Origin of the sequence: Agromyces humi (genome assembly GCF_009720255.1) — a bacterium.
GTDB lineage: Bacteria > Actinomycetota > Actinomycetes > Actinomycetales > Microbacteriaceae > Agromyces > Agromyces humi.
In genome coordinates, this window is sequence record NZ_WJSP02000222.1 from 1 (window position 1) to 6,088 (window position 6,088).

General features: G+C 69.6%; 6 protein-coding genes. 4 read left to right on the forward strand and 2 right to left on the reverse strand.

Features of this window, described 5'->3' with window-relative positions; all coding sequences use genetic code 11:
- Positions 1–147: 147 nt before the first annotated feature.
- From tatA to lnt, 4 genes are read left to right on the forward strand one after another with little or no spacing between them, the layout of a single operon-like run.
- A complete protein-coding gene (gene tatA, locus GH736_RS15335; RefSeq protein WP_159604862.1) occupies positions 148–426 on the forward strand; it encodes a Sec-independent protein translocase subunit TatA in 279 nt (92 codons plus the stop codon).
- A 4-nt stretch (positions 427–430) separates the two neighbouring features.
- Positions 431–1,249: a twin-arginine translocase subunit TatC gene (gene tatC / locus GH736_RS15340; RefSeq protein ID WP_235934293.1), complete on the forward strand. Its 819-nt coding sequence runs from the start codon at positions 431–433 to the stop codon at positions 1,247–1,249.
- Positions 1,250–1,261: 12 nt separating this feature from the next.
- Positions 1,262–3,691, forward strand: coding sequence for a DEAD/DEAH box helicase (locus GH736_RS15345; protein ID WP_159604864.1), 2,430 nt, complete (start codon positions 1,262–1,264; stop codon positions 3,689–3,691).
- 33 nt (positions 3,692–3,724) lie between these two features.
- The gene (lnt, locus tag GH736_RS15350; RefSeq protein WP_159604866.1) at positions 3,725–5,320 is read left to right on the forward strand and encodes an apolipoprotein N-acyltransferase; all 1,596 of its coding nucleotides are present in this window, start codon (positions 3,725–3,727) and stop codon (positions 5,318–5,320) included.
- Positions 5,321–5,343: 23 nt separating this feature from the next.
- Here lnt and GH736_RS15355 read toward each other — a convergent pair whose 3' ends face one another.
- Both GH736_RS15355 and GH736_RS15360 read right to left on the reverse strand, forming a co-directional pair.
- Complete coding sequence (locus GH736_RS15355; protein ID WP_159604868.1) at positions 5,344–5,709, reverse strand: RNA polymerase-binding protein RbpA; 366 nt, start codon at positions 5,707–5,709, stop codon at positions 5,344–5,346.
- 85 nt (positions 5,710–5,794) lie between these two features.
- On the reverse strand, positions 5,795–6,088 hold a 294-nt coding region (locus tag GH736_RS15360; RefSeq protein WP_268891245.1), incomplete at its 5' end, for a glycerophosphodiester phosphodiesterase family protein.

The following is a 6,088-nucleotide window of genomic DNA, read 5'->3' on the forward strand; positions in this document are numbered from 1 at the left end:
TACCCGGCGCCCGAATCCGAGCGGGGCGACGACGCCGGCCGGAGCCCCGCGGCGCCCGGCGGCGACGGGTCCTGACCGACTTCAGGCAGCGTTCCCCGGCGGCAGGTAGACTGTCGTCACGATCCTCCCGAGAACGGACGAACACCCATGTGGCAAGGCTTCACCGGTTGGCACGCGCTGATCATCCTCGTGGTCATCCTGCTGCTCTTCGGCGCCCCCAAGCTCCCGGCCCTCGCCCGCAGCCTCGGACAGTCGATGAAGATCCTCAAGAGCGAGGTGCGCTCCGACAAGGACGAGCCCGCCGCGGCCGACTCCGGCGCGAGCACTCCCGCCGCTCCGGCGGCGCCGGCAGCGAACACCGCTGCGCCCGACGCCACCGTCGTGACGCGCAAGCCCGACGAGGCCGATTCCGGCTCGAGTCGCTGACTTCATGTCCGCGGTGAAGGATCGCGGGGAGAAGGACCGCGAGGAGAAGAACCGCGAGAAGCGGATGTCGCTCGGCGCCCACCTCATCGAGCTGCGCAAACGACTCTTCATCTCCGCCCTCGCGATCGTCGTCGGCGCCGCGATCGGATGGTGGCTGACCGACGCGTTCGTGTGGGACGCGCTGCAGGAGCCGGTGCTCCGCCTCGCCGACGCCCAGGGCAACGCGAGTGAGATGGCGATCATCTTCCCGACGATCTCGAGCTCGTTCGACCTGATGCTCCAGATCTCCTTCACGCTCGGCATCGTCATCTCGAGCCCGGTGTGGCTGTACCAGATCTTCGCGTTCCTGGTGCCCGGGTTGAACACGCGTGAGCGGCGATTCACCTTCGGGTTCTTCGCCACGGCCATCCCGTTGTTCTTCGCCGGCTGCGCTGCGGGCTGGTTCGTGCTGCCGAACATCGTCAAGATCATGACCAGCTTCGTGCCCGAGGGCGGCGAGACGCTGCTCACGGCCAAGGAGTACATCGACTTCGTGCTGAAGCTGGTCGTCGCGATCGGCATCGCCTTCGTCGTGCCCGTGTTCATCGTGCTCCTGAACTTCGCCGGGGTCATCAGCGCGGCCTCCATCATCAAGTCGTGGCGGGTCGCGATCCTCGTCATCGTGCTCTTCACCGCGATCGCCACCCCATCGGCCGACATCGTCTCGATGTTCCTGCTCGCGATCCCGATGGTCGCCCTGTATTTCGCCGCCTGGTTCATCGCGCACCTGCATGACCGCCGTGTCGAGCGCCGGAACCGCCTCGAGTTCGGGGCGGCTGTCTAGGCTGGAGTGGTGATGAGCCTCTCCCCGGCCGAACGGTATGCGATCTCCCGCGACCAGCGCCGGAAACCACGACTCGCCGAGTTCGCCGCGAGGCTCCGATTCGACCTCGACCCGTTCCAGCGCGCGTCGTGCGGCGCCCTCGACGAGGGGCGCAGCGTGCTCGTCGCGGCGCCCACCGGCGCGGGGAAGACCGTGGTGGCCGAGTTCGCCGTGTTCCTCGCCATGCAGGAGCCCGGTGCGAAGGTGTTCTACACCACGCCGATCAAGGCGCTCAGCAACCAGAAGTTCCAGGAGCTCAGCGACGAGTGGGGCGCCGACCAGGTGGGCCTCCTCACCGGTGACACGAACGTCAACTCGAGCGCACGCATCGTGGTCATGACCACCGAGGTGCTGCGCAACATGCTGTACGCGGACTCACCTCTGCTCGACCGACTCGCCTACGTCGTCATGGACGAGGTCCACTATCTTGCCGACCGGTTCCGCGGCGCCGTGTGGGAGGAGGTCATCATCCACCTTCCCGAGGAGGTGCGGCTGGTCTCCCTGTCGGCAACCGTGTCCAACGCCGAGGAGTTCGGCGACTGGCTGCAGGCCGTGCGGGGCGACACCGACGTCATCGTCTCGGAGGACCGACCGGTGCCGCTCGAGCAGCACGTGCTCGTCAAGGCGAAGCTCCTCGACCTCTTCGACTCCTCGGGCCAGGCCGCGACCAATCGCGTGAACCCCGAGCTCCAGCGGCTCGCCCGCAGCGGCGGCCGTTCCATCTCGACTCGATCCGCTCGCGGACGTCGGGGCGGCGACCGCGGACGCTACCACCAGCCCGCGCCGGGGAGCGGTCGTGCCGATCGCCCGGAGGTCGTCGAGCTGCTGCACGGGAAGCACCTGCTTCCCGCGATCGTCTTCATCTTCTCGCGGGCCGGCTGCGACCAGGCAGTGCGCCAGGTGCTCCGTTCCGGCATCCGGCTGACCGATTCCGCAGAGCGCGACGAGATCCGCTCGATCGTCGAGGAACGGGCCAGGATGCTCCGCGACGAGGACCTCGCGGTGCTCGGCTACTGGGAATGGCTCGAGGGGCTCCAGCGTGGCGTCGCCGCCCACCATGCCGGCATGCTGCCCGCATTCAAGGAGATCGTCGAGGAGCTCTTCCAGCTCAAGCTGCTCAAGGTCGTCTTCGCCACCGAGACGCTCGCGCTCGGCGTGAACATGCCGGCGCGGTCGGTCGTGCTCGAGAAGCTGGAGAAGTTCAACGGCGAGGCCCGCGTGCCCATCACCCCGGGGGAGTACACGCAGCTCACCGGCCGTGCCGGCCGCCGGGGCATCGACGTCGAGGGGCACTCGGTGATCCAGTGGGTCGACGGCCTCGACCCCGAGGCGGTCGCCTCGCTGGCGTCGCGCCGGAGCTATCCGCTGAACTCGAGCTTCAAGCCCACGTACAACATGGCCGTGAACCTCGTCGACCAGTTCGGCCGCGAACGCACCCGCCAGATCCTCGAGCTGTCGTTCGCGCAGTTCCAGGCCGACCGTGCGGTGGTCGACCTGGCGCGCACCCTGCGCAAGCAGGAGGAGTCGATGGCCGGCTTCGAGGAGGCCATGCGCTGCCACCTCGGCGACTTCGGCGAGTACGCGGCGATCCGCCGACGCATCGGCGAGCTCGAACGGCAGACCTCGAAGGGCAACCCGACGCATGCCCAGCGCGAGCGGCTGCAGCGCGAGCTCGGCGACGCGCGCAAGGCCATGCGCGCGCATCCGTGCCACGGCTGCGCGGAACGCGAGCAGCACGCGCGCTGGGCCGAGCGGTGGTGGCGGCTCAAGCAGGAGCACGACCAGCTCTCCCGTCAGATCCGCACGCGCACCGGCCAGGTCGCCAAGCGCTTCGACCGCGTGGCCGAGGTGCTCGAGCAGCTCCGTTACCTCGAACGCGACCCCAGCGGCTCGCTGGTCTCGACGTCGGCGGGGCGCATCCTGAAGCGGATCTACGGCGAACGCGACCTGCTGGTGGCCGAGTGCCTGCGACAGGGCCTCTGGAACGGCCTCGACGTCCCGTCGCTCGCCGCGATGGCCGCCTCGCTCGTGTACGAACCGCGACGCGATGACACGGGCGAGCAGTTCCGGCTGCCGCGGGGCCGCTTCCGTGATGCGTTCGACCGCACCACCGACGTGTGGAGCGAGCTCGACGACCTCGAGCGCGAGCACCGCCTGTCGGGCAACGAGGTACCGTCGCCGGCCCTGGCGACGGCGATGCACGCGTGGGCCAGTGGCGCCGACCTCGGCTTCGTGCTGGCCGACACCGACCTCGCCGCCGGCGACTTCGTCCGCCTGACGAAGCAGGTGGTCGACCTGCTCGACCAGGTGTCGATCGTGGCGGATGCCGAGCTCGGCGCGACCGCGCGAGCGGCGATCGACGCGGTGCGGCGGGGCGTCGTCGCCTACGGCTCGGTCACGTGAATCCCCGGCGCTCACGTCGCCTAGGCTGATCTGGTGCCCGAGACCGACACCCGCCCGCTGCTGCCGCTGTGGGTCGCGCTGCTGGCCTCCATCGCCGGCGGACTCGTCTACGACCTGGGGTTCCCCGGCGCGAGCATCTGGCCGCTGGCGTTCGTCGGCATCGCCCTCGCACTCGTCAGCCTGATCGGCCGCAGCACGTGGTCTGCGGCGCTCGTGGGGCTGGCGTTCGGGCTCGCCTTCTACCTGCAGCAGGTGTCGTGGACCGCCCTGTACCTGGGGCCGATCCCGTGGCTCGCCCTGTCGATCCTCGAGTCGCTGTTCGTGGCGGGTGGCGGCGTGCTCATCGCCCTGGCCTACCGCTGGGTACCGAGGGCGAGCTCGTCCCGCTGGGTGCGGCTCGTGTGGCTGCCGCTCCTCGTCGCCGGACTGTGGTGCGTTCGCGAGGCGGCCACCGGCACCATTCCGTACGGCGGGTTCCCATGGGGCCGCGCCGCGCTCAGCCAGTCGCAGAGTCCCTTCGCCGACGTGGTCTCGTGGGTCGGCTCGACGGGGCTGGGTTTCATCATGGTGGCGATCGTCGCGGGCCTCATCGAGTGGGTGCGCCTGCGCGGATGGCAGGACCTGCGCCGGGCCATCCCGGTCGCCGCACTGCTGCTGGTGGCCCTGCTGCTGCCGGCCTGGCCGACCACCGGGTCGGGCGAGCTGCGCGTGGCGAGCGTGCAGGGCAACGGCCCGGCCGGCTACTTCGACGAGCGTGCACCCGGCGACGTGCTCGCCTCCCAGCTCGAGGCGACGGAGCCGATCCTCGACGAGCCGGGCATCGACGTGCTGCTGTGGCCCGAGGGCGGCTCCGACATCGACCCGACGCGCAGCGACGAGGTCGCCGAGATCTTCGACGATCTCAGCGAGCAGCTGGACGCCCCGCTCGTGCTCAACACCGTGACGACGAGCGACGACGAGTTCTTCAACACCTCGCTGCTGTGGCGGGCGGGCGAGGGTGCCGTCGACACCTACGACAAGCGCCATCCCGTGCCGTTCGGCGAGTACATCCCCGACCGTGCGTTCTGGGAGCCGTTCGCCCCCGACCTCATCGGACTGATCCAGCGCGGCTACACGCCGGGCACCAACGCGCCGGTCTTCGATCTCGGCGACGCCGTGACCGGCTTGGCGATCTGCTTCGACGTCATCTACGACGACGTCATCTGGGAGGGCGCCCGCGATGGTGCCGAGCTGTACATGTTCCAGACGAACAATGCCGACTTCCGGGGCACCGACGAGAACGAGCAGCAGCTCGCGATCGCGCGACTCCGAGCGATCGAGACGGGACGCTCGGTCGTCAACATCTCGACGGTCGGCACCAGTCAGGTCATCGATCCGACGGGGCGCACCATCGACGCACTCCCGGCCTACGAGCCGGGTGCGATGGTGACGGATGTCGCGCTGCGGACCGGTCTCACCCCGTCGGTGGTGCTCGGGGCCGCGGTTCCGGCCGTTATCGTCTTCGGATCGCTCGCCGGACTGGTCGCGGCGGGGATCCTGGCGCGGCGACGGTCACTCGCCGACCGCCGGTCATCGCGCGACGACGACGCGACCCGAACGAACGACGTTCGGGTCGCGGACGCTCGCTGAATCGCGGAGACGCGTCAGCTGGTTCAGGCGCCGATCTTCTGCTGGCCGCGACGGGCGCGCAGGAAGGCGAGTCGCTCCTCGAGCAGCTCTTCCAGCTCGGCGCGGGTGCGACGCTCGAGGAGCATGTCCCAGTGCGTGCGTGCGACCTTCTCGCCCGAGCGGTCGATCTCGACGGGCTTGGAGTCCACGAGCAGGGTCGCCCCGGCACCGCAGTACTTGCACTCCCACGTCTCGGGAAGCTCCGCCTCGGTGGAGAACGTCATGACGGTCTCGCGGCCGCACGTCTCGCAACGGTAGGTGTAGTCGGCGCGGTCGGCGAAGATCACGCCGTCCTCGCTCTGCAGGCTCTGCGCGCCGATACGCATGCCCCGAAGGCTCCGGTCCGCCATGGCGTACTCCTCTCGATCGTCTACAGGTATAAACGATCAAGCTGGGCATTCCCCTTCCAGCGGCTGGGTGATTGCCGGGGAATTCTCAGATTCGTGCGGCGATGAGCGGCACCGCCACGTCGGCGCGATCGGTGACGAGGCCGTCGACCCCGAGGTCGAGCAGCCGCGACATCTGCGCCGGTTCGTTCACGGTCCAGACGTGCACCTCGACGCCCGCCGCGTGCGCGCGATCCACGAAGCGAGGCGTGACCAGCCGGACGCGGCCAAGGCCTTCGGGCACCTGCAGGGCGACGGCGCCCCGCAGCGCACGGCGGAACGCCTCGGGCGTCGAGTAGGAGGCGCGGAGGGCGCGCACGACGCCTTCACGCCCGGCCGACGT